Here is a 24,814-nt window from a genome sequence, read left to right on the forward strand (position 1 = left end):
CAAAGTAGAGCGGAATTTCAATGTTAATTCGTCATACTTTTTTCTTTCTTTCATACATTTTTAATAAGAGTGTGAACGGAGGGAAGAAAAATGTGGCGAAAAAATTGGCAAGACCGTGTAATGTCTCACATACAGGAAAACTCTTCATTATATATATTTAACGCTGTTTTATTATTGATGGGAGTAATATTCGGAGCCATTCTCGTGAATAGTTTACAAATCAATCAAAAACAAGATTTATCATTTTATTTACAACGTTTTTTTGGACAAGTCTCTAAAGGAGAATTTGCCATTGCGGGCGAAATGTTTCAAGAAAGTTACTTTTCGCAATTAAAATACATCGGATTTATTTGGATTTTAGGAATTTCAATTATTGGATTACCACTTATTTTTATTTTATTATTTGTAAAAGGAGTTGTCGTTGGATTTACAGTTGGTTTTTTAGTAAGTCAGCATGGATGGAATGGACTATTATTAGCATTTGTATCTGTTTTGCCACAAAATTTAATTATCATTCCAGTCTTTCTCGTTATGACAACCATTGCTGCAAGTTTTTCTTTACGGATGATTAGGCATCAATTTATTAGAAAAATAACCGAGCCACTATTACCATTATTAATCCGTTATACATGCTTCTTTCTCGTAATTGGAGTGGTGTTAGCACTTGCTTCTAGTGTGGAGGCTTACGCATCACCAGTTTTAATGAAAGAAGTCGTTGAGACTATTAATAAAAAATAAATACTTTTTGAGAATAATTATCAATTTGTTTTTATTGTTTTTTCTTTTGACAGAAGCCCTTCTTCTGATATAATGGTGTAAGAGTGGCGAGGAGGGAGTAGTACCGAATGGAAGAAAGAATTGAACGAATTAAGAAGCAATTACATGCAGCGAGCTACAAATTAACACCGCAACGTGAAGCAACAGTTCGTGTGCTGCTAGAAAATGAAGAAGATCATTTAAGCGCAGAAGATGTTTACCTCCTTGTAAAAGAAAAGTCGCCAGAGATCGGATTAGCAACCGTCTATCGAACTTTAGAACTATTATCTGAGTTAAAAGTTGTCGATAAGATTAACTTCGGAGACGGTGTTTCACGCTATGACTTACGCCAAGAAGGTGCGCAGCGTTTCCACCATCATTTGATTTGTACACAATGTGGTGCTGTACAAGAAATACAAGAAGATTTACTTGGTGAAGTGGAAAGGAAAGTAGAACGAGACTGGAGCTTTAAGGTGAAAGATCATCGTTTAACATTCCATGGGATTTGTAAAAATTGTCAAGAAAATGAAACGGATGAAAAATAACCTTTTCCTATTTATCTAGGAAGAGGTTTTTTATTTGAATAAGGTATAAATTGGTGAAAGCTTGGCATATGTTGTAATAACTTATATTTTGGAGGAATTTACAATGCGCCGAGCTTTAAAATTAACTTTTGATGGAATAAAAGTATTTTTATTATTTACAAGTTGTACGATTTTGTTTTATTTCGCTATACTATGGATAAATGAAGAATATGAAAGCTATCATCGTTATGAAAAACCTAAAGAAGAGACTGTAGAAAAAGTATCAGGGAATGAAGAACCGGCAAAGGATGCTTTCGTAAATAGAATGATGTTTTTCTATGAAAATGGGGAGTAGTGTAGAGTGGAAGATCAATTAAAAGATTTTATTCATTATATGGTTGTCGAAAAAGGATTAGCAAAGAATACAGTAGTATCGTATGAACGGGATTTAAAAAGCTACGTAAAGTATTTGCAAAATGTGGAACAGACGAAAACTTTTCATGAAGTGACCCGTTTACACATTGTTAACTTTTTGCAGTATTTAAAAGAGAACGGAAAATCTTCGAAAACATTGGCGCGTCATATCGCATCAATTCGTTCGTTCCACCAATTTTTACTTCGTGAACGAGCGGTAGAACACGACCCATCCGTACATATTGAAACGCCACAAGGGGAACGGAAATTACCAAAAGTATTATCAGTTGATGAAGTAGAGGCGTTACTTCAAACACCAAAAATGACAAGTGCTTTTGGTATTCGTGATAAGGCGATGCTAGAGTTACTGTATGCGACAGGACTTCGTGTTTCAGAATTGATTGCACTCAATTTAGAAGATGTACATTTAACGATGGGATTTGTTCGTTGCATAGGGAAAGGGAATAAAGAAAGAATTATTCCACTAGGAAGTTTAGCAACGGAAGCGATTCAAAAGTATATTGAAAAAGGAAGAAGAGAATTAATGGGGAAAAAAGTAGTAGATGCACTCTTTTTAAACCATCATGGTAATCGATTATCAAGACAAGGATTTTGGAAAATATTAAAACGATTAGCGAAAGAAGCAAACATTGAAAAAGAGCTTACACCTCATACGTTGCGTCATTCGTTTGCTACGCACTTATTAGAAAATGGAGCAGATTTACGTGCTGTACAAGAAATGCTTGGACATGCAGATATTTCAACGACGCAAATCTATACGCACGTTTCAAAAACTAGATTAAAAGATGTATATAAACAGTTTCATCCGAGAGCATAGTTACTATGCTCTTTTTTTCATAGATTAAGAGGGAAAGACAGTTTCACAGAAACTTCACAAACATTTCGTATATTGTTTTCAGCAGAAGACTGGAATATTACAATGTATTTCATCTATACTAAATAAAGTATAAAGGAGGAAATGATGATGAAAAAACTGATTATAACTTTATTTATCGCGATGCTAGCGTTGGCTGGCTGTAATACAAACAAAGAAGAACCGAAAAAAGAACAGAAACTTGAAGCTGTAAAAGTAGCAGTCCAAACAAATCCGAAAGAAATTAAACCAGGTGAAAAAACAGAAGTACAAGCACTTGTTACACAAGGGAAAGAAAAAGTAACGGATGCCGATGATGTAAAGTTTGAAATTTGGAAAGATGGCGACGAAAAGCACGAGATGTTAGATGGTAAGCATAAAGGAAAAGGTGTTTATGCAGTAGAGAAAACATTCGAAACGGATGGAGTATACCATATTATCGCTCACACAAATGCACGTGAAATGCACGTTATGCCAGAAGTGAAAGTTGCTGTAGGAAATGCGAAAGTAGAAGATGCGAAAAAAGAAAATAGTGATCACAGTGCAGGACATGGAGATCATAAAAGTGACACAATGATCCATCTTATGGCTGGAGACATAAAGGCAAATGCTGAATCTACAATGAAAGTTCATTTAAAACAAAAAGAAGAAGCCCTAACTGGTGCTGAAGTACAACTAGAGATTTGGAAAGATGGTGTTGAAAAACACGAATTTATTCCAGCGAAAGAAGGGAATAAAGGAGAGTATGAAACGAAACATACTTTCAAAGAGAACGGTGCTTACAAAGTGAAAGTACATGTAAGAAAAGGCGAATTGCATGAACATAAAGAGGAAACAATAGAAGTAAAATAAAAAGTAGCTCTTTAGAGCTACTTTTTATTTTTTATGAAGAAATAAATCATAAAAAAATTAGCACTTCGTTGCAGAATGGATTACAATAGAAGTGTGAAGAAAATGAGAAATTCTACGAAAATGTATTAAAAAGAAAGCGTAAACATGTTATGATATCAGTATCAGATGTCTGACATCTGACTTAGAAAAAACTAGAAATGTTTTTGAATCGTTTCAAGTAAACGAAATAGGTTAGAAAATGATTTAAAGAAGTACTGTTTGACAATGAGAATTCTTTTGGATAACAGTTTCACTTTATAGCGTTTTGAACATACTACAAGAAGTAGAACTGAACTTATAGGAGGTCGCAGTTATGAATAAATATAAACGTATATTCCTAGTCGTAATGGACTCTGTGGGAATCGGTGAAGCACCAGATGCTGAGCAATTTGGTGATTTAGGATCTGACACAATTGGTCACATTGCTGAACATATGAATGGGTTACAAATGCCTAACATGGTGAAATTAGGTCTTGGTAACATTCGAGAAATGAAAGGTATCTCTAAAGTAGAGAAACCACTTGGATATTACACAAAAATGCAAGAGAAATCTACTGGTAAAGATACAATGACAGGTCACTGGGAAATCATGGGCCTTTACATTGATACACCATTCCAAGTGTTCCCGGAAGGATTCCCGAAAGAATTACTTGATGAATTAGAAGAAAAAACAGGCCGTAAAATTATCGGTAATAAGCCAGCTTCTGGAACTGAGATTCTTGATGAACTTGGTCAAGAGCAAATGGAAACAGGTTCTTTAATCGTTTATACTTCTGCTGATAGCGTATTGCAAATTGCAGCACACGAAGAAGTAGTGCCACTTGATGAGTTATATAAAATCTGTAAAATTGCACGTGAATTAACATTAGATGAGAAATACATGGTAGGTCGTGTTATTGCTCGTCCATTCGTTGGTGAACCTGGAAACTTTACACGTACACCAAATCGTCATGACTATGCATTAAAACCATTCGGCCGTACAGTAATGAACGAATTAAAAGATAGTGACTACGATGTAATTGCTATCGGTAAAATCTCTGATATTTATGATGGCGAAGGGGTAACGGAATCACTTCGTACGAAGTCTAACATGGATGGAATGGATAAGCTTGTAGATACATTAAATATGGACTTTACAGGTCTTAGCTTCTTAAACTTAGTTGACTTTGATGCATTATTCGGCCACCGCCGTGATCCACAAGGATACGGAGAAGCTCTGCAAGAATATGATGCACGTCTTCCAGAAGTATTCGCAAAACTAAAAGAAGATGATCTATTATTAATTACAGCAGACCACGGTAATGATCCAATTCACCCTGGTACTGACCATACACGTGAATATGTACCATTATTAGCATATAGCCCAAGCATGAAAGAAGGCGGACAAGAGTTACCACTTCGTCAAACATTTGCTGATATTGGTGCAACAGTAGCAGAAAACTTCGGTGTGAAAATGCCAGAATACGGAACAAGCTTCTTAAATGAGCTAAAGAAATAGGGGGATAAACAAATGAATCGTGAACTTATTACAAAATCAGCTTCATACTTAAAAGAGAAATTTCAAGAGACACCACAAGTAGGACTAATCCTTGGATCAGGACTAGGTGTATTAGCAGACGAAATTGAGAACGCAGTAACAGTACCGTACAGTGAAATCCCTGAATTCCCAGTATCAACTGTAGAAGGCCATGCAGGTCAACTAGTATTTGGTACACTTCAAGGTGTAACAGTAGTAGCAATGCAAGGACGTTTCCACTTCTATGAAGGATACGACATGCAAAAAGTAACATTCCCAGTTCGTGTTATGAAAGAACTAGGTGTAGAAACAGTAGTTGTAACAAACGCAGCTGGTGGTGTAAATACATCATTTGAGCCAGGCGATCTTATGTTAATTTCAGACCACATTAACTTCATGGGTACGAATCCATTAATCGGACCGAATGATTCTGAAATGGGCGTACGTTTCCCTGATATGTCTACATCATATACAGTAGAACTTCGCGAAATGGCGAAACAAGTTGCAGCAGACTTAAATATTAAAGTACAAGAAGGTGTATACGTGGGAATGACAGGTCCTGTATATGAAACACCTGCTGAAATTCGTATGCTTCGTACACTTGGCGGAGATGCAGTTGGTATGTCAACAGTACCTGAAGTAATTGTAGCGCGTCATGCTGGTATGAAAGTATTAGGTATTTCTTGTATTTCAAATATGGCAGCTGGTATTTTAGATCAACCACTTCATCACGATGAAGTAATTGAAACGACAGAACGTGTTAAAGCTAACTTCTTAGCATTAGTAAAAGCAATCGTAAAACAAATGAAGGGGTGACTTCACAATGAGAATGGTGGACCTAATTGCAAAAAAACGTGACGGACATGCATTAACGACAGAAGAAATTAACTTTATTGTTGAAGGATATACGAATGGTGATATTCCTGATTATCAAGTAAGTTCACTTGCAATGGCAATTTTCTTCCAAGATATGAACGATCAAGAGCGTGCTGATTTAACGATGGCAATGGTAAATAGCGGTGATACAATCGACTTATCGGCTATTGAAGGTGTAAAAGTAGATAAGCATTCAACAGGTGGTGTTGGTGATACAACGACACTTGTATTAGGTCCATTAGTAGCTGCTTTAGATGTACCAGTAGCGAAAATGTCTGGACGCGGTTTAGGACATACTGGTGGTACAATTGATAAATTAGAAGCAGTTCCAGGATTCCATGTGGAAATTGAAAACGATGAATTCATGCGTCTTGTAAATGAAAACAAAATCGCTGTTATCGGTCAAAGTGGTAACTTAACACCTGCTGATAAAAAGCTATATGCACTTCGTGATGTAACAGCAACAGTAAACTCAATTCCGCTTATTGCAAGTTCGATTATGAGTAAAAAAATTGCTGCTGGTGCAGATGCAATTGTTCTTGATGTAAAAACTGGAGCAGGTGCATTTATGAAAACGGATGAAGATGCAAAACGTTTAGCAGAAGCAATGGTACGTATCGGTAATAACGTTGGTCGTAATACGATGGCAGTTATTTCTGATATGAGTCAACCACTCGGTGAAGCTATCGGTAACGCATTAGAAGTTCAAGAAGCAATTGATACATTACAAGGTAAAGGGCCGAAAGATTTAGAAGAGCTATGTTTAACACTTGGAAGTCAAATGGTGTACCTTGCTGGACAAGCTTCATCTTTAGAAGATGCACGTGAAAAGCTAATTGAAGTAATGAACAACGGAAAAGCGCTAGAATCATTTAAAACGTTCTTATCAGCGCAAGGCGGTGACGCATCTGTTGTTGATGACCCTTCTAAATTGCCACAAGCACAATTTAAAATTGAAGTGGAAGCGAAAGAAGACGGATATGTATCAGAAATCGTTGCAGACGAAATCGGAACAGCAGCAATGCTTTTAGGAGCAGGACGTGCAACGAAAGAGTCTGAAATTGATTTAGCAGTTGGTCTAATGCTGCGCAAAAAAGTAGGCGATAGCGTGAAGCAAGGTGAATCTCTCGTTACAATTTACGCAAACCGCGAAAATGTTGAAGATGTAAAAGCGAAAATTTATGAGAACATGAAGATCTCTAAAGAACACGTAGATGCACCAACTTTAGTACACGGTATCGTAACGAAGTAATAAAAAAAGCTGAGGAGGTTTCTCCTTGGCTTTTTTTACTATTTTTTGTTTATAATAATAATGGGTGAAATTATGATTAGAATTTGTGCAGTAACAAAAACAAATGAAGTATTATATGATGTTTCTCTAGAAGAAACAAAGAAAGACCATATTGTATGGTATTGGCTAGATTTATATAAGCCAACGAAAGAAGAGTATACATATATTCTGCAGGACCATTTTAAGTTCCATCCCCTTGCAATTGAAGACTGTATAGAATACGTACAGAGGCCAAAAGTTGATTTTTATGATGGATATAACTTTTTAGTTCTTCATGCATTTGGGGAAGATGGACTAGAACCGCACGAAATCGATTTATTTATTAGTGATCGTTATATTGTTTCTTTCCACTTTTCTCATAACAATGCAATCGAAAGAGTATGGAAAACACTTGGAGAAAAGAAGCGTATTAAAAATAGTCCTTTACACGTAGCTCATACAATTATTGACCAAATTGTAGATGACTATTTTGCGCCTGTATATTACATTGAGGATCATTTAAATGCAATTGATGATAATTTAACCGGGGAGACAGCAGGAAGCGTATTAGAAGAGGTATTTGATATACGTGCAGATTTATCAAAGCTAAGGCGTACAATCATTCCAATGCGTGATTTATTATATCGTATTTTAAATTCGACTCGTTTTTATGGTATAAGCGATCATGAAATTTACTTTAAAGATATACATGATCATTTGCTTAAACTAACAGAAATGATTGAGGCAAGTCGAGAGTTAACAGCAGATATTCGGGATAGTTATTTTTCATTAAACTCACATCATATGAATAACATTATGAAAACATTAACTGTATTCTCGACTATTTTCATGCCATTAACATTTATTGCGGGAGTATATGGAATGAACTTTACGCATATGCCAGAGCTTGGTGGACAATATAGTTATTTTATTTGTCTACTTATCATGGCACTAATTGGCGGCGGAATGATGGCCTGGTTTTATAAAAAAGGATGGTTTAAGTAAAAAAACACCGAGGATTTCCTCGGTGTTTTTTTAACCAATAGCATGTAATACAAACATAGCTAAGAATAAGCATGTAATGATATACATAGATGGTGCGACTTCTTTACGCTTTCCAAGAGCAACTTTTAAGATAGGGTAAGCAATAAATCCGAACGCAATGCCATCAGCGATACTATATGTGAGCGGGATCATAACGATAATTAAGAATGCTGGAAATCCTTCTGAAAAGTCATTCAGAGGAATTTGTTGGATGCTTGTAATCATCAGCCCGCCAATAATAATTAAGATTGGTGCAATGGCACTATCAGGAATTAATTTGACAAATGGAAGAGCAAACAGTGATGCAAAGAATAGCAACCCAGTAACGATAGACGTCAGACCTGTCTTACCACCTGCAGTAATACCTGCGGCACTTTCTACTGTTGAAACGGTAGGACTTGTGCCAAATAGACCACATGTCATTGCTGAAATTGCATTGGCTTGGTAAGCACGTGGGAATTTACGATCATCTTCTAATAAACCGTGCAGAAGTCCCATGTTCTCAAAGATAAGCACCATGCTTAAAGAGAATGTTGCAATCCAAAACGGTAAGGAAGAAAGTTTCCCAAATGACATAGCTCCAAACACATCACCGTAATTAGCGAATGAGAATGAACTATTTCCCACTTGACTCGTATCCACAAGACCAAATAACCATGCGATACCAGTTCCTATTGCAATCGTCCATAAAAAGTTTCCACGTACGTTACGAATAAATAATACAAGTGCAATGATAAGAGTAAGTAATGTCGCAAGAACGACAGGATTACTTAATTTCCCCATTGCCACAGCAGTATTTGGGTTCGAAACGACTAAACCACCTTTTTGCAATCCGATAAACGCTAAAAATAATCCGATGCCGACAGTAATCGCTTCCTTTAATGACTTTGGAATTGATATTGATAGCACGCGAGCGATTGGTGTAAAAGCGGCAATTGCAAAAATAATACCAGAGATAAAGACAGCAGCCAATGCTTCTTGCCAAGTTAGTCCAAGCGTATGCACAGCTGTGTACGTGAAGAATGCATTTACACCCATACCCGGGACAAGAATAGCAGGTGCATTTGCCCAAAATGCCATGAGTAGACATCCGACAAATGAACTAAAAACAGTTGCTAAAATTCCAGCTTCAAGAGGAATGCCAGCATCTGATAAGATTGACGCATTTACAATCATAATATATACGATTGTGAAAAATGACGTAACTCCAGCTAAAACTTCTTGTTTTGGTGATGTTTCGTGTAAACCTAATTTAAATGTTCTTTCAAGTATTCCTTTCATGTTAAACCTTCTTTTTCATATCCCTCTCCCACCCGTGATATCTCTTTTGTAAGAGCTCACCGTTCTTTATTATATCAGAACATCATGTTTTTACAACAAGTAAAATGATAACGTTTACTTGTAAAGAGAATTCGTTATAAATACGTAAAAATAGCCCGTATGGATGAAATGATTTCTAATTCACCCGATTGAATAGGCGGGGCTGCTTGTGCATGTAAAGTAGCATAAGACGTAACCTCCCTTGGTAATTGGGCAGATTCTTCAACGAATGAGAGGGGAACAGGATTAATATTTAAATTATATGTACTCGCAATAGCACGAGCTTTTTCTACTGCTTGGTGCAGAGCTTGAATGAGAGCTTGCTCATAATATTTATTTGGATGAGATACTCGGAAACGTAAACCTTTTGCTACATTTGCACCATTTGAAACGGCTATATCATATACTTCCCCAGCTTTTTGTACATTTAAAACGGTAATTTCATACAAATGCTCCACGCGGTATCCTTGTAGCAATGCTTTATCATTTACATATTCGTATTGAGGAGTGATCGTATAAGAAATCGTTTCTATATCTTTATCGGCAATACCAAGCTGTTTAAGTGCATCCAGCAATTGTTTGGATTGCACTGCATTTTCTTCTTGAGCCTGTTTTACATTTTTATCATCTGTTCGAATGCCAAGCGTTAATATAACAACATTCGGTTTTGCTTTAACGACGCCTTCCCCTTGTACAGTAATAGTAGCTTCTTTACCAGTATTAGCTGTGCGTACGTTGTGTAAATAAGGATTCATTCCACCCTGCATTTTCCATCACCATCCTTTTTATATGTATATGTGTGAACAAAAAAGAAATTTATATGAAAAAAGTTACATAAATGAGAATGTTGAGGAAAGAAAGCATATACAACATAGGTATTTATAGATTATAATATGTGTAAATATGATAAAAAAGGGACGAGGCTATTGAACGAAAAAAGAGAAACACTGATTTTAGATTTATCTGCATCATTTCGAAAAATGATACGTTTATTACAAAATGATATTAATACACGTTTTGCAGAACATATGCCATATAATGAATTTTCTGTATTACGTGCGTTATTTTTAAAGAGTCCACAGATGGCTTCGCAAATTGCGAGTGAAGTAAACGTAACCTCCAGTCATATTACAGCTGTTACAGATCGTCTCGTACGAAAAGGATTAGTAGAAAGAAAACGTTCTAATTCAGATCGTCGAATCGTGTACTTAGAAATTACAGAGCACGGAAGAGAAGTAACTGAAAAACTTGAAGCTGTGCGTAAAGAATATTATAAAGAGAGATTTAAAGGTTGGAGCGACCAAGAAATAGAAATGGTCTTAGAACTATTTGGCCGCGTATTATAATAAATGAGGATAGGAAGCGAAAGCATTCCTATCCTTTTTCTTTTGAATAAAAATATTTTGAAACTCCGATACTTTAATTAAAAGATCGGAGGAAAGATTATGAAATATATTGCTGCACTTACCATTTTATTTGGTGGTTTTTTCTGTTTTCAAACATTCACGTACGCAAATACGCCTATCCAAGTGGTGCGAAAAGAAGTGAAGTACATTGAAAATGATAATACAGTTTTATATTCGAAATTATGGGTTCGTTCTATGCAAAACGCAGTATTATTCCACCATAGCGATAATATTCGTAATCAGGACACATTACGTAATGTAACAAGTTCATCGCTTGTTAAAGCGAAGCAACTATCTTTTCAGAAAGCAGCACTCTATATACCGAGACTATCGCAATACGTATCAAAAATAGGAAAAGAAAATATTCAAGTGTACTACATTGCGATTCACTATAATGTAAAAAAAGAAAATGCATATCAATTAGATGGCATGAACTATTTTCTACAAGTATTCGTAAAAGAGCGTGGGGAATGGAAAATTGCCGAAAGTGTAGTTGCCCCGACAGAGCAAATTGTGCAAAATGGTGATGGATTTGGGATGAAAGAAGAGATGGTGTATGGGGATAGGAGAGAGAATGTGAAATAACCTCCTTTTAAAGGAGGTTATTTCACACGCCAAGAAAATTTTAATTTTAATAAGCGAGATAATAGTAGGTAGACTATCGTACTGGTCCCTATAAAACCAATATAATAATTTAAGATAGAACGACTTCCGCCCGCTGCCATTCCTCCAAACATTCCAATAAAGATTACACAACATATCATACATAGTGTTTTAAGCTTCGGGTATAATAGAAAGTTTCCGTTTTGTTCATTAGGTGATCTTGTATATAAGTACATTCCTAAAGGGAATAGAATAAGTATATTTGCAATTGGACCGGTAAGTTTTGTTGCTGAAGGAATATACGTAAAATTAGGTTCATCATGACGTACGCCTTGTTGATCAGTATAAGCACGTTGAGGATCGTAATTAAAATTAATATTAAATCCACGAACGGGCGCTAAAATACTCATTTTTTCTATTACTGAACCGTAACGATCTACATTTTCCTCCGTATAGACGGTATGATTGGAAGTAAGTCCAACCGTATGAATAGAAATAGCTCCGGCAATTAGAGTCGGCAAAATAAAAGGGAATCCAAGTATAGCAACACTGAAGAATCCTTGTGAAATCATATTACCAGCAATTGTTCCTATGCATAATGCAAGTGTATAGATAGCAATTAAGATGATAACCATGTACAAGAAGTAAGTATGAAATGGTGAAAATATTTGATACTTATTATGAAAGGTTGTCTTTTTCATAATAGCAAAAAGTCCCCAATTTAGTATAACGATAGCTACAATATTACACACACCAAAAAGCCATTTCGTTATGAAGAGATGTTTTCGTTTAAATGGCATAGACCATAAAATGTCACTGGATTGATTTTGACGTTCCCATCCAATAAGAATGCAGGCTAATATAATAAGGAGTCCTCCTTGAACCATGATAGCATCGGGAAGTGAAAGTTGATAATAGTATCGGTATATATATTTCCATTCATTATGTTCATGAAAATATTTTAATTGCTCGGCAGCTGCTAAATAGTATTTATATGATAGTACATAAAAACTTACTAACCAAAATAGCCAAACAATATATTTACTTTGTTTGTAGGTATGCACCCATAATGCTTTTTGAAACATAGGATCTCTCCTTTAAAAAACTTTATAGTTTGTAAGACGTGATAATATAAAATAAGTGACGATTCCAAATAAAAAGAATCCAACATAGTAACTAAATAATAAATCAAAACGTTTTAACATTTGCCCACCTATTAATGCAAAATAAAAGGTAGTACACCACATCCAGAGTGAGTTGTATTTTGGAAAAAGGAAAATTTTCTTATTATGTTCATTAGGTGACCTTGCATAGAGAAACATCCCAATAAGCAAACTGAAAATTGTATAGAAGATAGGAACAAGTATTATTTTTGCAGAGTAATAACTATGAAAAGTAGGTCCCCTTTGTATTACTTTTCCATGATCTTCATCTGATTGGGCAGTAGGGTGGTAATTATAACTAATTGAAAAGTCTAATATAGCGCTTGAAATGTTGGTTTTTTTATTGAATTTATAAACGTTTTCGAAACTTGTATAACTTTTATTTTCGTGTATTGCTTCAGCATGAGCTGTAAAGAAAAGGAGTAAGAGTGAAAAGATTCCCATTCCCATTATGCAAAAAGTAATGCTGAAGATGCTTTGTGAAATAATACTGCCAGTAAATGTACCTATACATAAAGAGACAGTATAGATAGCGATATATGTGAAAATTGCATACAAGAAATATCGATGAAACGGTTCGAAAGATTGATATTCAAAGTGAATCGTAGATTTATAAATAAAATACATAAGACCCCAATTGATTAGAAATGATAGTAAAATGAAAAATCCACCGAAAACCCACTTCGATAAGAACATATCACGTCTTTTAAATGGAAATGTCATAAGTGAATCTCCATTTTGATTACTTCGCTCCCAGCCAATTAATATACAGGATAGGATAATTGTAATAATACTTAACCAAAAGCTATTAGAAGAATAAAAAGAATAATGATAGTAGAACTTTTCTTCACCTATTTTTTCTGGATGGAGAAAGAGAGACTGTTGAGTTTCTGCTGCTTGATAGTATTCGAAAGATAAAAAATAAAGTGAACTGAAGAGAAAAAGTAACGCAGCATATTTCCCACGCTTCCAATTCCACATCCACAATGCCTTATGAAACATACCCATCCTCCTCCAGTGTCGTAACGAAGACATCTTCAAGTGACATTGTTAATTCTTCAATGAGTATAGGTTGCTCTTTATAAAACTTCTCCAGTGTTGTAGCCACATTTCCCTCAATTAAAATCGTATACACTTTTCCTGTTTGATTTAATATTTTAATATTGCTTAAGTTTTCTAGTTTTTGAGGTAATGAACGCTCGTAAGCTACTTGTATTTTTGCGAATCGTGATTTTGCATCGTCTAGTGATGTAATAGACGAGATAGTATGGCCTTTTAATATAATGATTGTATCTGCAATTTGTTCCACTTCATCTAAATGGTGAGTTGAGATGAAAATGGTAATTTCTTTTTCTGCAACTTCTCCAACGAGAAACTGTAAAATCTGTCTTTTAACGATAGGATCAAGTCCGTTTGTTGGTTCATCTAAAATAATATATTCTGCCTGTGCAGCAACAGCTAAAATGATAGCAAGCTGTGCCTTCATTCCTTTTGAATAACTACGAATTCGTTTGTTTGGTAAGTTGAAACGTTCTAGTAGTTCGTAGAAATATGGTTCATCAAATGCGGTATAAACTGCTTTATAAAACTTCACGATTTCTTTTACTGTATAACCGTTCAGTATGTTAGTAGAATCCGGGACATATACGATTTTTTGTTTCGTTTCAGGATTCTTATGAATGTCGATATCCTCATATGTAACAGTTCCCTCATCTGGGTCTAAAATGCCGACTATCGTTCGTAATAAAGTTGTTTTCCCCGCACCATTTCTTCCAAGTAATCCGACGATACTACCTTTTTGTAATGTGAAAGAAACATCGTCTAAAATTGTTTGATTATCAATTGTTTTCTTCAAGCTTGTCACTTTCAACATCCGTATTCCCTCCAATCTCTTTATAGTATGAATCTATCCAATCATGAATTTTATCTTTCGTAATACCAAGATAAGAGGCTTCTAATAGTAATTGATGAAATTGCTTTTCAACCATAGCGATTTTCCTTTCGTCTAATGTTGGGGTAATCGATTGGGATACAAATGTTCCTTTTCCTCGTAACGTTTCAATAATTCCTTGTCGCTCTAACTCTTGATACGCTTTACTCACTGTATTTGGATTTATAACGAGTAAAGAAGCGAGTTCGCGTACAGAAGGAAGTTTATCACTTGGAGCCAACATGCTTTTCAATACGAGTTCTTTTATATTTTGAACAATTTGTTCCCATATCGGAGTGTTGCTTCTTGGGTCAAGTTGAATATGCAAGAGCAATGTCTCCTTCCTCATATGTATTAAGTGTACTACTATGTGTAATACACTTAATACAATATAAGGAACGAATGTATTTGTCAACTGAAAATAATAGAAAAAATTGGTATTAAAAAAAGGAGAATTGGAAAAAATAGGTCTGATATAGAATGGAGGGTTAGTCATGAAGCGAGTTTTTGGAATACTTGTTTGTTTCATGTTATTGCTTTCTGGAACTTCAGTGAGTTTTGCGCAATCTGAAAAAACGAAGCAGGAGAAAACAGAAGAAACAACGCCGAAGTTAGCGGAACAAGCGTCGTCAGCAATCGTAATTGAGCAAGATACAGGTAAAGTTTTATTTGATAAAAACCCAAATGAAAAATTACCACCTGCTAGTATGACAAAGATTATGACAATGCTTTTAATTATGGAACAAGTTGAAAAAGGAAAACTAAAACTGACCGATAAAGTTAGAGCGAGTGAACATGCAGCTTCAATGGGTGGATCGCAAATCTTTTTAGAACCTGGGGAAGAGATGACTGTAAATGAGATGTTAAAGGGTATTGCAATTGCATCTGGAAATGACGCATCTGTTGCAGTAGCCGAGCATATCGCAGGTTCAGAAGAAGGATTTGTAAATATGATGAACAAAAAGGCGAAAGATTTAGGGCTGAAAAATACACATTTTCAAAACCCAACAGGTCTTCCGGCCAAAGACCATTATTCGACAGCAAATGATATGGCTATAATGGCGAGAGAATTGATGAAGTATCCACTTATTCGTAAATACACAGGTAAGTACGAAGATTATTTACGTGAAGATACGGATAAAAAATTTTGGCTCGTTAATACGAATAAGCTAGTACGTTTTTATCCTGGCGTAGATGGAGTAAAAACAGGTTTTACGACAGAAGCGAAATATTGTTTAACAGCATCGGCTGAAAAAAATGGCATGCGTGTCATTTCAGTTGTCATGGGAGCACCAACATCAAAAGAACGGAACAACCAAGTGACGAAGCTTCTTGACTATGCATTTGGACAATATATGACAAAGAAATTGTATACGCGTGGCGAAAAAATTAAGACAGTTCAAGTAGGGAAAGGGAAAAAAGAAAAAGTAGATTTAGTTGCATCAGATAATGTTTCTCTTCTTATGAAGAAGGGCGAGAATATGGACAAGGTAAAACAAGAAGTAATTGCTGAAAAGAAAGTAAAAGCACCGATTAAAAAAGGTGACGCGCTTGGTACACTTGTTATAAAAAAAGATAAAGATGTTTTATTAAAACAAACAATTGTAGCAAAAGAAGATGTTGCTGCAGCGAGCTGGTGGGAGTTATTTAAAAGAAGTTTTGGGATGTTTTCAACATCAAAATAGCGGCAAATATTTTGCCGCTTTTCTATTCGTATATAAGTGAATAATGCTGAAAGGTTTCACTTTATGACGAAATAGTTCTTCTTTTGTCAGCAGGAAGGATTCTTATTTTGTATCACGAAAATCTTTATGTATGTGAATAAGTAAAGTTTGAGCATAAGGAGGAAATCGTGTGAGTCTTTCCATGCAATTAGAAGTAAAACGTGACGTCCTATGTGTGAGACTAGAGGGTGAATTAGATCATCATACGGCTGAAGAGTTGCGAACGAAAGTAACAGATATGATTGAGACACATGGTGTTCATCATATTGTTTTGAGCCTAGAGAACTTATCTTTTATGGATAGTTCTGGTCTAGGTGTTATATTAGGCCGATATAAACACGTAAAGGGATTAGGTGGAGAAATGGTTGTTTGTGCAATTTCACCGCCTGTTAAGCGTTTATTTGAAATGTCGGGCTTATTCAAAATCGTTCGCTTAGAAGAAAGTGAAGCGCACGCGCTCGCGACGTTGGGGGTGGCATAGATGAGAAATGAAATGAACCTTCAATTTTCAGCATTAAGTCAAAATGAATCGTTCGCTCGCGTTACTGTGGCGGCTTTCATTGCACAACTAGATCCAACGATGGAAGAATTAACGGAGATTAAAACAGTTGTGTCAGAAGCGGTTACAAATGCAATTATTCATGGATACGAAGGAAATGCAGAAGGTATTGTTTATATTTCTGTAATTTTGGAAGAAGCAATGGTGAAACTCACGATTCGAGATGAAGGGATTGGAATCTTTAACTTAGATGAAGCGAGACAACCCCTTTTTACAACTAAACCTGAATTAGAGCGTTCCGGAATGGGATTTACTATCATGGAAAATTTTATGGATGAAGTAGAAGTTATTTCAAACGAATCTTTCGGGACAACAATCCATTTGACAAAATACTTATCAAATAGTAACGCTCTATGCAATTAAGGAGAATAGCCTATGGACATAGAGGTCAAAAATGAGAAGAAGAAACCTCAGTTAAAGGACCACGAGCTAAAAGCGTTAATTCAAAAAAGTCAAGATGGAGATCAACAAGCGAGAGATACAATCGTTCAAAGTAATATGCGCCTCGTTTGGTCGGTTGTACAGCGGTTTCTTAATCGAGGATACGAACCAGACGACCTATTTCAAATTGGATGTATTGGGCTCTTGAAATCGGTAGATAAATTTGATTTATCTTTCGACGTGAAATTTTCAACATATGCAGTTCCAATGATTATTGGTGAAATACAACGTTTCTTACGTGATGATGGATCAGTGAAAGTTAGTAGGTCTTTAAAAGAAACAGGAAACAAAATTCGAAAGATGAGAGATGAGCTTTCGAAAGAATTCGGAAGGGCTCCAACGATTAATGAAGTGGCAGAGGCACTAGAACTAACGCCAGAGGAAGTTGTTCTAGCACAAGAAGCGAGCCGGGCCCCTTCATCTATACATGAAACTGTATATGAAAACGATGGAGATCCAATCACTATTTTAGATCAAATTGCAGATCAATCTGAAACGAAATGGTTCGATAAAATTGCTTTAAAAGAAGCGATTAGAGAACTAGATGAACGAGAGCGCTTAATTGTATACTTGCGTTACTATAAAGATCAAACACAGTCAGAAGTAGCCGAGCGCATAGGCATTTCGCAAGTACAAGTTTCAAGACTTGAAAAGAAAATATTAAAACAGATGAAAGATCGAATAGACGAATAATTGTCTATTCGATTTTTTTATGCCGTTAATAGGAGAGAGATGTTAATTTTCGCAAAAATTAACAGAATTTATTGATAATTTAGTAAATTTAAAATATAATCCAAGTATGAACTTGTCATAAAGGGGGAAGGAAACATGGAAACGAGGCAACAGTGGGGAACGAGAGCTGGATTTATTTTCGCAGCGGTCGGATCTGCCGTTGGATTAGGAAACATATGGCGTTTTCCTTATACAGCGTATGAAAATGGAGGAGGAGCATTCTTTTTACCGTATTTATTTGCATTATTAACGACTGGTATTTCATTGTTAGCGTTTGAGTTTGCCCTTGGTCATCGTCATCGTGGCTCAGCACCACTTACATTTTTCCGTATTAGCCCGCGTGCAGAATTTATTGGATGGTGGCAAATGTGCGTAACATTTATTGTTTCAACATATTATGCAGTGATTATTGCTTGGTCTATATCGTATACATACTTTGCAATTACTGGAGCATGGGGAAAAGACACGCAATCATTTTTATTTAAAGAGTACTTACATGTTGCAGATAAGCCAGGACAATTTGGAGGACTTGTACCAGAAGTATTAATTCCGTTAGCTCTCGTTTGGATTATTGTGCTTGGCGTTGCATTTAAAGGAGTTAAAAAAGGAATCGAAGTTGTTAACCGTATATTTATTCCTTTATTAGTTGTTATGTTCCTTATTATCGTTGTTCGTGCAGTGACGATGGAAGGTGCTATGCAAGGACTAGATGCATTCTTTAAACCAGATTGGAGTCGTATTTTTGATGGGAAAGTATGGCTTGCTGCTTACGGTCAAATATTCTTTAGTTTATCTTTAGCATTTGGAATTATGATTACGTATTCTAGTTATTTACCGAAAAACTCGGATACAACAAATAATGCCTTTATTACTGGATTTGCAAACTCAGGATTTGAATTATTAGCAGGTATTGGGGTCTTTGCAGCTCTTGGATTTATGGCAAATAATATGGGAGTACCGGTTGATAAAGTAGCAAGTGCTGGCGTTGGGCTTGCGTTCGTAGTATTTCCCCAAATTATTAATGAATTGCCGATGTCACCGTTGTTTGGTGTTTTATTTTTCTTATCGTTAACGGTTGCTGGAATTACATCACTTATTTCACTCGCGGAAGTATGCTTTGCCGCTGTATCTGAAAAATTCAGTTTAAGTCGGGAAAAAACTATTGGAATTATGGGAACCCTTCTCGTGTTAGTTTCTCTTGTTTTTGCAACACGTGGTGGACTTATGTTCTTAGATGTTGTCGACTATTTCGCTAATAATTTCGGATTAATTACAATTGCACTTGCGGAAGTAGTTACGATAGGACTCATTTTACGCCGTTTACCAGTTTATCAAAATCATGCAAACTTTGTATCTGATATTAAATTAGGAACGTTTTGGAGAGTGAGTTTACTCGTTATTACTCCGCTTATGTTAGGGTATATGCTAATTGATGGTACAATCCAAAATATTAAAAAGAACTACGGAGATTATCCGACTGAGTTTGTTGTAACGTATGGTTGGTCGATAGCAGCAGCATTCCTCATAGTTGCAATAATCATTGGCCTGAAAAAATGGGATGCACAAATTCATTCGGATTCTGCCAAGCTTGAAAAAGAATGGAAAGATCGAGGTGTTTCATAATGAGTGGATCAGCGATTATGATGATGGTTATTGGAATAGTAGTCATTTGGGGAGGGCTTGCATTAAGTATTGCAAACTTATTTAAGAAAAAGGCATAAGTAAAAAACATCTGTACCGAAATGGTGCAGATGTTTTTTTATGAAAAAATTGTATTAGAAAAAAATTCAATAACCATACTACAACTACGAGGAAGAGTGAAGGGGTGAATGAAAGTTGGAACAAACGATTTATATTAAAATGCGCAATCGTTTAAAAGTTTCTCCTACTTATGAAGTAAAGCTGGGCGATGTTGCTCAACTTGCCGGAGATTCTTCCGTAGTTGAGTTGTTACAAAATGAGATAGTTTACAAAATAACAGCGCATGATAAGACGCATGTTGTAATTGATGTTATGAAAGTAATTGAGATTATTCAACAGAAAGCATCTCACGTACAAATTAATTTACTCGGTTCTGGACAAACTCTTGTTGAAATTATATACGAAAAAAAGAAGACACACCCAATTTTTTTCGGGCTTGTATGGCTGTTACTGTTCATTGGAGCGGCCCTTGCGATCATTTATTTCCATGAAGATGTAAGTATGCAACAAGTACATCAACGGTTATATTACATGATTACTGGAGAATTTAATGCACAACCACTTTTATTTCAAATTCCTTATTCTTTAGGTCTTGGCTTAGGGATGGTTTTATTCTTTAATCATGTATTTCAAAAGCGAATTAATGAAGAGCCGAGTCCGTTAGAAGTTGAGATGTTTCAATACCAACAGTCACTTGATCAGTATGTAATCGTTAATGAAAACAAGGATAATATGAAACAACTTGCCGATGATTGAGTCTGGATTTGTTATTTTAATTGGTTTAGCTGGAGGGATTGCGGTAGGTAGCGGATATGTCGCATTTTTAGCTGTACTTGGTATAATCCCCCGTTTAGCTCAATTAACGAGAAGTGGAAAGCATATTCAATATTTTGAGTGGGCAGTCATTGCAGGTACTTTAACAGGGGCTTGGTGCAGTTTGAAAAACATTACATTTCAAACGTCGCAATATTGGCTCGTTATATTAGGGATATTTTGTGGCACATTCATCGGAATGCTTGCTGCGGCATTAACAGAGGTGTTAAATGTTCTACCTATTTTAGCGAAACGAGTAGGGGTAGAGGGGAAGATTATTGTTTTACTCGTTGCTCTTGTACTTGGGAAAGTAATAGGATCGTTGTTTCACTGGATTTATTTCGTAAAGTAGGAGGCAGTATATAAATGACAAGTCAGAAATTGAAGGATGATTACATAAATAAAGTGAAGGAGTATCATCCAAAGCCAAACTATTTACTAAATTGTATCAAAGCATTTCTTGTAGGTGGACTCATTTGCACAGTTGGAGAAGTATTGATGAAATTTTATATACATTATTTTCACTTCAGTGAACAAGAGGCAGGAAACCCAACTGTTGCAACCCTTGTTTTATTATCCGCGATTTTAACAGGGTGTGGTGTATATGATAAAATCGGTCAATTTGCTGGAGCAGGATCAGCGGTACCGGTAACAGGATTTGCAAATTCTATGGCGAGCGCTGCCTTAGAACATAAGAGCGAAGGGGTTGTTCTAGGGATTGCTACAAATATGTTTAAACTGGCAGGAAGTGTGATTGTATTTGGGGTTGTTGGTGCATATATCATTGGGTTAATAAGGTATACCTTTAAAATTTTTATGTCTTAAAGGAGGGGCTAGTATGAGGTTGACCGGAAAACAAACGTGGGTATTTCAAAATGATATATATGTGAATGCAACGGGTACTGCTGTCGGTCCGAAAGAAGCTGAGGGCCCTCTTGGGAAAAAATTTGATACTTCATATGATGACTTGCATTGTGGAGAAGAAAATTGGGAGCTTGCCGAACGAAGATTAATGTCAGACTCAATTCAACAAGCAGTGCAAAAAGGGAATATAAAAACATCGCAAATTGATTTCTTTTTAGCGGGAGATTTATTAAATCAAACAGTGACAGCAAATTATGTTGCGCGTAAATGGGGCATTCCTTTTTTAGGAATGTTTAGCGCTTGTGCGACGTCTATGGAGACTTTAGCAGTTGGCTCAGCTTTTATAGACGGTGGATTTGCAAATCGTGTTTTAGCTACAGTAAGTAGTCATAATGCAACGGCTGAAAGACAATTTCGCTATCCAACAGAGTACGGTGGACAAAAGCCAGGGACAGCAAATTCAACTGTGACTGGTGCAGGGTCTATATTAATTAGCAATGAAAAAAGTGCAATTAAAATTACGTCGGCTACAATTGGAAAAGTGCAAGATTTAGGAATCACAAATCCTTTGGATATGGGAGCAGCGATGGCTCCAGCAGCAGCTCATACAATTCAACAACATTTTGAAGATTTAAGAAGAAGTGCCGATGATTATGATTTGATTGTTACGGGTGATTTATCAGCTGTTGGGACGCCGATTGCGAAACAACTTTTACTTGAGGAAGGTTATGATCTTGGGCATATATACAATGATTGTGGATTGATGATTTATGAATCAAGTCAAGAAGAAGTGTTTGCAGGTGGTAGTGGTTGCGCTTGTTCAGCAGTTGTCACATATGGTCATTTATTACACGAGATGCAAAAAGGGAATTTACAACGAATTTTTGTCGTTGCGACTGGTGCATTATTAAGCCCGATGATGATGCAACAGAAGGAAACGATTCCAACAATTGCACATGGTGTCGTATTTGAGAGAGTTAAAGGAGAGTGAATTGTGGATTTTATATATGCATTTCTTGTAGGTGGAGTTATTTGTTTAATTGGGCAACTATTGTTAGATTTCGTAAAGTTAACACCAGCTCATTTAATGGCAACTTTTGTAGTCATCGGAGCAATTTTAGATGGATTTGGATTGTACGATAAACTAATAAAGTTTGCAGGTGCTGGAGCAACAGTCCCTATTACAAGTTTTGGACATTCACTATTGCACGGAGCAATGCATGCAGCAGAAAAACATGGATATTTAGGAATTGGTATTGGCATGTTTAGTTTAACGTCTGCGGGCATTTCCGCAGCGATATTGTTTTCGTTTTTTATAGCACTTATATGTAAACCGAAAGGATAAATCAAATGAGACGAAGGGTTGTTTTGGTCACAGATGGAGATGAATATGCAAAGCGGACAATTGAGCTTTTAACGAAGGAATTTGGGGGAAGGTGTATTTCAGCATCACAAAGTAATCCAACCAAATTGACAGGGAAAAAAGTTGTTGAGCTTATTATGCAAACGCCATATGACCCTGTATTTGTCATGTTTGATGACAGTGGATTTATTGGAGAAGGATCTGGTGAAAAGGCTTTAAAATATGTGGCTACCCATAAACAAATTGATGTGCTCGGTATTTTAGCGGTAGCGTCTAATACGCATCATTGGGAATGGGCACGTGTAGATGTAAGTGTAGATCGGAACGGGAATTTAACCGAATACGGTGTTGATAAATTTGGACTTCCAGATGGTGAAATTGGCAGAATTAGCGGAGATACAATTTATTGTTTAGATGACTTGAATGTTCCTGTCATCGTTGGAGTCGGTGACATTGGTAAGATGTGTGGAAATGATGAATGGGAGAGGGGATCACCTATTACGAAGAAAGCAATTCAATTAATTTTGGAAAGGAGTGGTTTTTATGACGAAGCCTAAAAAAGTGGATATCCCTATATCAACTTTCATAAGTGACAATGAAAATTATTTAAAGCAGACAGTTGGACTAGGCGTTACATACGATGTTGGTATTCGTAAATTTCAAATTTTGAATAAAGAAATTGGTGTGTTATTTGTAAACGGACTTTGTGATACAAATTATATTATCCCTATTTTAGAAGAAGCGGTGGATACAAATGAGATAAGGGATGTAGAAGAAGATACAGTGAAGCTTTTAGAGAATCGCTTAATCCATCAACAAGTAAGTAAAGTGAAAACGATGGATGAGGTAATGCTCCAAGTATTATCAGGACTCATCGTGATATTTGTGGAAGGTGAAACGGAAGCGTTCGCAATCGATGTTCGTAGTTATCCAGGGCGAACGCCGACAGAACCAGATACCGAAAAGGTAGTACGCGGTGCAAGGGATGGATTTGTTGAAAATATCGTTGTAAATACAGCATTAATCCGTAGAAGAATTCGAGATCCACGTCTTCGAAATGAAATGGTTCGAGTAGGAGATAGATCACAAACGGATATTTGTATTACATACGTTCAAGATGTTGCAAATCCAGATTTAGTAAAGATTATAAAACAAGAATTAAATAACATCGATGTAGATGGAATTACGATGGCGGATAAAACAGTAGAAGAATTTGTTGTAAAGCAAAGCTATAACCCATTCCCACTTATTCGATATACAGAAAGGCCAGATGTAGCAGCAAATCATCTACTAGAAGGACATGTGTTAGTACTTGTTGACACATCGCCAAGTGCTATGATTACACCGACAACATATTTTCATCATTTACAGCACGCGGAAGAGTTTAGACAAAATCCAGCTGTCGGTACATTTTTACGCTGGGTGCGCTTTTTAGGTGTTATATTCTCGTTATTTTTATTACCATTTTGGTTAGTGTTTGTATTTGATCCAACTCTTTTGCCAGCAAATCTTGCTTTTATTGGACCGACTAAGATGACGCATTTACCAATTTTATTACAGGTGTTAATGGCAGAGGTCGGACTTGAGTTTTTAAGGATGGCAGCCATTCATACTCCAACGCCGTTATCGTCTGCAGCAGGGTTGATTTCCGCTATATTAATTGGTCAAATTGCAATTGATGTAGGTTTGTTTGTGCCAGAAGTGATTTTGTATGTAGCAGTTTCGATGATTGGTGCATATGCAACACCGAGTTATGAATTAGGATTAGGGAATAAGGTTGGGAAATTGTTTGTTATTATTTTAACAGGCCTCTTCCATGAGATGGGATTTGTAATTGGTATGACGATATTAATTTTATTTTTAACGTCTATAAAAAGTTTACAAACACCTTATTTATGGCCGTTTTTACCATTTGATTGGGGCGCATTAACAAAAATTTTACTCCGTCCAACGATGTCTAGTTTAAAAGTACGACCAAGTATTGTAAGACCTCAAAATGTAAAAAGACAAAAATAAACGGGATTATACAC

General features: G+C 36.0%; 30 protein-coding genes. 24 read left to right on the forward strand and 6 right to left on the reverse strand.

The window, feature by feature from the left end; all coding sequences use genetic code 11:
* Positions 1-120: 120 nt before the first annotated feature.
* From spoIIM to corA, 9 genes are all read left to right on the forward strand, one after another.
* On the forward strand, positions 121-738 hold the full coding sequence (gene spoIIM, locus ACTFRU_RS15755; RefSeq protein ID WP_440037711.1) for a stage II sporulation protein M: 618 nt from the start codon (positions 121-123) through the stop codon (positions 736-738).
* 107 nt (positions 739-845) lie between these two features.
* Positions 846-1,301 carry a ferric iron uptake transcriptional regulator gene (fur, locus tag ACTFRU_RS15760; RefSeq protein WP_000392657.1) on the forward strand — a complete coding sequence of 152 codons (456 nt, stop codon included), beginning with the start codon at positions 846-848 and terminating at the stop codon, positions 1,299-1,301.
* A gap of 103 nt (positions 1,302-1,404) precedes the next feature.
* On the forward strand, positions 1,405-1,635 hold the full coding sequence (locus tag ACTFRU_RS15765; RefSeq protein ID WP_001250432.1) for a YqzK family protein: 231 nt from the start codon (positions 1,405-1,407) through the stop codon (positions 1,633-1,635).
* A 6-nt stretch (positions 1,636-1,641) separates the two neighbouring features.
* A complete protein-coding gene (gene xerD, locus ACTFRU_RS15770) occupies positions 1,642-2,532 on the forward strand; it encodes a site-specific tyrosine recombinase XerD (protein WP_000390088.1) in 891 nt (296 codons plus the stop codon).
* A gap of 147 nt (positions 2,533-2,679) precedes the next feature.
* Positions 2,680-3,420: a FixH family protein gene (locus ACTFRU_RS15775; protein ID WP_000733456.1), complete on the forward strand. Its 741-nt coding sequence runs from the start codon at positions 2,680-2,682 to the stop codon at positions 3,418-3,420.
* Between the two features lie 352 nt (positions 3,421-3,772).
* Positions 3,773-4,957, forward strand: coding sequence for a phosphopentomutase (deoB, locus tag ACTFRU_RS15780; protein ID WP_001046079.1), 1,185 nt, complete (start codon positions 3,773-3,775; stop codon positions 4,955-4,957).
* 12 nt (positions 4,958-4,969) lie between these two features.
* Positions 4,970-5,791 (forward strand): purine-nucleoside phosphorylase, encoded by an 822-nt coding sequence (locus tag ACTFRU_RS15785; protein WP_001078446.1) that lies wholly within the window; start codon positions 4,970-4,972, stop codon positions 5,789-5,791.
* A 7-nt stretch (positions 5,792-5,798) separates the two neighbouring features.
* Positions 5,799-7,103, forward strand: a complete 1,305-nt coding sequence (locus ACTFRU_RS15790; protein WP_001243069.1) for a pyrimidine-nucleoside phosphorylase — start codon at positions 5,799-5,801, stop codon at positions 7,101-7,103.
* 60 nt (positions 7,104-7,163) lie between these two features.
* Positions 7,164-8,126, forward strand: a complete 963-nt coding sequence (corA, locus tag ACTFRU_RS15795; RefSeq protein WP_025709112.1) for a magnesium/cobalt transporter CorA — start codon at positions 7,164-7,166, stop codon at positions 8,124-8,126.
* Between the two features lie 30 nt (positions 8,127-8,156).
* Here the strand turns inward: corA and ACTFRU_RS15800 are convergent, their stop codons facing one another.
* Together ACTFRU_RS15800 and ACTFRU_RS15805 are read right to left on the reverse strand one after the other, a co-directional pair.
* The gene (locus ACTFRU_RS15800) at positions 8,157-9,446 is read right to left on the reverse strand and encodes an NCS2 family permease (RefSeq protein ID WP_000676238.1); all 1,290 of its coding nucleotides are present in this window, start codon (positions 9,444-9,446) and stop codon (positions 8,157-8,159) included.
* A gap of 134 nt (positions 9,447-9,580) precedes the next feature.
* Entirely contained in the window at positions 9,581-10,252 is a 672-nt protein-coding gene (locus ACTFRU_RS15805) for an SIMPL domain-containing protein (protein WP_001161448.1), read from the reverse strand.
* Between the two features lie 159 nt (positions 10,253-10,411).
* Between ACTFRU_RS15805 and ACTFRU_RS15810 the strand changes: the two genes are divergently transcribed.
* Together ACTFRU_RS15810 and ACTFRU_RS15815 are read left to right on the forward strand one after the other, a co-directional pair.
* Positions 10,412-10,831: a MarR family winged helix-turn-helix transcriptional regulator gene (locus tag ACTFRU_RS15810; RefSeq protein WP_001003305.1), complete on the forward strand. Its 420-nt coding sequence runs from the start codon at positions 10,412-10,414 to the stop codon at positions 10,829-10,831.
* Between the two features lie 99 nt (positions 10,832-10,930).
* A complete protein-coding gene (locus ACTFRU_RS15815) occupies positions 10,931-11,476 on the forward strand; it encodes a hypothetical protein (protein WP_025709110.1) in 546 nt (181 codons plus the stop codon).
* A gap of 17 nt (positions 11,477-11,493) precedes the next feature.
* Here the strand turns inward: ACTFRU_RS15815 and ACTFRU_RS15820 are convergent, their stop codons facing one another.
* Genes ACTFRU_RS15820 through ACTFRU_RS15835 form a run of 4 tightly spaced genes read right to left on the reverse strand, consistent with a single transcriptional unit; the run spans position 11,494 to position 14,915 of the window.
* Positions 11,494-12,579, reverse strand: coding sequence for an ABC-2 transporter permease (locus ACTFRU_RS15820; protein ID WP_025709108.1), 1,086 nt, complete (start codon positions 12,577-12,579; stop codon positions 11,494-11,496).
* A gap of 12 nt (positions 12,580-12,591) precedes the next feature.
* Positions 12,592-13,659 (reverse strand): ABC transporter permease, encoded by a 1,068-nt coding sequence (locus ACTFRU_RS15825; RefSeq protein ID WP_025709106.1) that lies wholly within the window; start codon positions 13,657-13,659, stop codon positions 12,592-12,594.
* Positions 13,649-14,530 carry an ABC transporter ATP-binding protein gene (locus ACTFRU_RS15830; RefSeq protein ID WP_016123302.1) on the reverse strand — a complete coding sequence of 294 codons (882 nt, stop codon included), beginning with the start codon at positions 14,528-14,530 and terminating at the stop codon, positions 13,649-13,651. Before ACTFRU_RS15830 ends, ACTFRU_RS15825 begins: the two co-directional genes overlap by 11 nt.
* Positions 14,496-14,915: a GntR family transcriptional regulator gene (locus tag ACTFRU_RS15835; RefSeq protein ID WP_000548044.1), complete on the reverse strand. Its 420-nt coding sequence runs from the start codon at positions 14,913-14,915 to the stop codon at positions 14,496-14,498. Before ACTFRU_RS15835 ends, ACTFRU_RS15830 begins: the two co-directional genes overlap by 35 nt.
* Positions 14,916-15,081: 166 nt before the next feature.
* Between ACTFRU_RS15835 and dacF the strand changes: the two genes are divergently transcribed.
* The 13 genes from dacF (at position 15,082) to spoVAF (ending at position 24,800) form a co-directional block, all read left to right on the forward strand.
* Positions 15,082-16,272, forward strand: a complete 1,191-nt coding sequence (dacF, locus tag ACTFRU_RS15840) for a serine-type D-Ala-D-Ala carboxypeptidase DacF (RefSeq protein WP_000831998.1) — start codon at positions 15,082-15,084, stop codon at positions 16,270-16,272.
* Between the two features lie 169 nt (positions 16,273-16,441).
* Positions 16,442-16,792, forward strand: coding sequence for an anti-sigma F factor antagonist (spoIIAA, locus tag ACTFRU_RS15845; protein WP_000059135.1), 351 nt, complete (start codon positions 16,442-16,444; stop codon positions 16,790-16,792).
* The gene (spoIIAB, locus tag ACTFRU_RS15850; RefSeq protein WP_001243398.1) at positions 16,793-17,233 is read left to right on the forward strand and encodes an anti-sigma F factor; all 441 of its coding nucleotides are present in this window, start codon (positions 16,793-16,795) and stop codon (positions 17,231-17,233) included.
* A 12-nt stretch (positions 17,234-17,245) separates the two neighbouring features.
* On the forward strand, positions 17,246-18,004 hold the full coding sequence (gene sigF / locus ACTFRU_RS15855; protein ID WP_000350729.1) for an RNA polymerase sporulation sigma factor SigF: 759 nt from the start codon (positions 17,246-17,248) through the stop codon (positions 18,002-18,004).
* A gap of 135 nt (positions 18,005-18,139) precedes the next feature.
* A complete protein-coding gene (locus ACTFRU_RS15860; RefSeq protein WP_000450088.1) occupies positions 18,140-19,666 on the forward strand; it encodes a sodium-dependent transporter in 1,527 nt (508 codons plus the stop codon).
* Positions 19,666-19,764, forward strand: a complete 99-nt coding sequence (locus ACTFRU_RS15865) for a methionine/alanine import family NSS transporter small subunit (protein ID WP_000016826.1) — start codon at positions 19,666-19,668, stop codon at positions 19,762-19,764. The genes ACTFRU_RS15860 and ACTFRU_RS15865 overlap by 1 nt, the downstream gene beginning before the upstream one ends.
* 115 nt (positions 19,765-19,879) lie before the next feature.
* Positions 19,880-20,500 carry a stage V sporulation protein AA gene (locus ACTFRU_RS15870; protein ID WP_000438369.1) on the forward strand — a complete coding sequence of 207 codons (621 nt, stop codon included), beginning with the start codon at positions 19,880-19,882 and terminating at the stop codon, positions 20,498-20,500.
* Entirely contained in the window at positions 20,493-20,909 is a 417-nt protein-coding gene (gene spoVAB / locus ACTFRU_RS15875; RefSeq protein ID WP_000572936.1) for a stage V sporulation protein SpoVAB, read from the forward strand. Before ACTFRU_RS15870 ends, spoVAB begins: the two co-directional genes overlap by 8 nt.
* Positions 20,910-20,923: 14 nt before the next feature.
* Positions 20,924-21,382 carry a stage V sporulation protein AC gene (gene spoVAC / locus ACTFRU_RS15880; RefSeq protein WP_000203810.1) on the forward strand — a complete coding sequence of 153 codons (459 nt, stop codon included), beginning with the start codon at positions 20,924-20,926 and terminating at the stop codon, positions 21,380-21,382.
* Positions 21,383-21,395: 13 nt separating this feature from the next.
* Positions 21,396-22,412: a stage V sporulation protein AD gene (spoVAD, locus tag ACTFRU_RS15885; protein ID WP_006921412.1), complete on the forward strand. Its 1,017-nt coding sequence runs from the start codon at positions 21,396-21,398 to the stop codon at positions 22,410-22,412.
* 3 nt (positions 22,413-22,415) lie between these two features.
* Complete coding sequence (spoVAE, locus tag ACTFRU_RS15890; protein WP_000345916.1) at positions 22,416-22,766, forward strand: stage V sporulation protein AE; 351 nt, start codon at positions 22,416-22,418, stop codon at positions 22,764-22,766.
* 5 nt (positions 22,767-22,771) lie between these two features.
* Positions 22,772-23,341, forward strand: coding sequence for a stage V sporulation protein AE (locus ACTFRU_RS15895; protein WP_001254415.1), 570 nt, complete (start codon positions 22,772-22,774; stop codon positions 23,339-23,341).
* Positions 23,328-24,800 (forward strand): spore germination protein SpoVAF, encoded by a 1,473-nt coding sequence (gene spoVAF / locus ACTFRU_RS15900; protein WP_000165595.1) that lies wholly within the window; start codon positions 23,328-23,330, stop codon positions 24,798-24,800. The genes ACTFRU_RS15895 and spoVAF overlap by 14 nt, the downstream gene beginning before the upstream one ends.
* Positions 24,801-24,814: the final 14 nt, after the last annotated feature.

Origin of the sequence: Bacillus cereus group sp. MYBK220-1 (genome assembly GCF_051916445.1) — a bacterium.
In the GTDB taxonomy this organism is placed as follows: Bacteria; Bacillota; Bacilli; order Bacillales; family Bacillaceae_G; genus Bacillus_A; species Bacillus_A cereus.